This window comes from Streptomyces sp. CC53 (assembly GCF_001865245.1).
Classification (GTDB): domain Bacteria; phylum Actinomycetota; class Actinomycetes; order Streptomycetales; family Streptomycetaceae; genus Streptomyces.
This window is the reverse complement of sequence record NZ_MKXB01000042.1, coordinates 1-1,104: the sequence shown is the minus strand read 5'-3', so window position 1 is coordinate 1,104 and position 1,104 is coordinate 1. Positions and strand designations below refer to the sequence as shown.

General features: G+C 71.7%; 1 protein-coding gene and 1 pseudogene. One reads left to right on the top strand and one right to left on the bottom strand.

Features of this window, described 5'->3' with window-relative positions; all coding sequences use genetic code 11:
• Positions 1 to 182 precede the first annotated feature (182 nt).
• A complete protein-coding gene (locus BJP40_RS33945; protein WP_177204297.1) occupies positions 183 to 344 on the bottom strand; it encodes a hypothetical protein in 162 nt (53 codons plus the stop codon).
• Between the two features lie 284 nt (positions 345 to 628).
• Between BJP40_RS33945 and BJP40_RS33940 the strand changes: the two are divergent.
• Positions 629 to 1,104 (top strand): annotated as a pseudogene (locus tag BJP40_RS33940) (hypothetical protein); the annotation flags it as partial.

The window sequence follows — 1,104 nt, the reverse complement described above, 5'->3', positions numbered from 1 at the left end:
CAGACACGGATCTGGCGGATGGTGGTGGCCGGATCCACCTGCCGCTACGCCACCGTGTACGCGTCCACGGCCGGTATCCGGGTGGAGGCACTCGACGAGACCGGCGCCGTGCTCGGCGCCTACCTGCACACCGACGCCGACGCCCTCGCCGACTTCGCGGGCCGCTGGAACAGGCTCGCGATCTACGTGTCCGACGCGGGCGGCGGCCAGACCTGCCTCGTCGCCCGGTGGCTCGACGTCGACAACTCCAGCCAGTGGTACGCCGCCACGATCTTCACCGGTTCCATGGGCCGGGTGGAGGCCGTCACCGGGGACTGGCTGGCCGACACCGAGGGCATGGCCATTGGACATCTGTCCGTCATCGCCGCCCCCGGCACCGGCCCCCTGCCCGCCTCCACCGTCTACGACGGCGCCGACGACGGCTACAACGGCGAGACCGCCATCAGCCGCCTCGACCGCCTCGCCAACGAAGAGGCCGCGCTGGTGCTGTCGTGGATCGACGGGGACACCAGCGTCTTCAGCGAGCGTATGGGCCCGCAGCGGCCGGGCGTGCTGCTGGACCTGCTGTACGAGTGCGCCGACAGCGACGGCGGGATCCTCTACGAGGACCGGCGCCGGGTTCGGCCTGGTGTACCGGGACCGCACCAGCCTCTACAACCAGACCCCGGCGCTGTCCCTGGACTTCGCGGCGGGCGACGGCATCGACCCGGAGCTCGACCCCGTCGACGACGACCAGCACGTGCGCAACGACATCACCGTCACCCGCAGCGGCGGGTCCTCGGCGCGGGCGGTCGACAAGACCAGCGCCCTGTCCATCCACCCCCCGCCCGACGGCGTCGGCCCCTACGACGACGATGTCGAGCTGTCCCTGTACGAGGACACGCAGCCCGGGCCGATCGCCTACTGGGGGCTGCACCTGGGCACCTGGGACGAGCCCCGGTACCCGCAGATCCGGCTGCGGCTGCACGCCGCCCCTCACCTGATCCGCGACATCATGCGGCTGCGGATCGGTGACCGCATCACCATCGCCAGCCCCCCGCCGTGGCTCCCCCCGGGCCCGATTGACCTGATCGTGCAGGGCTACGAGCACCGCCTGACCCTCAC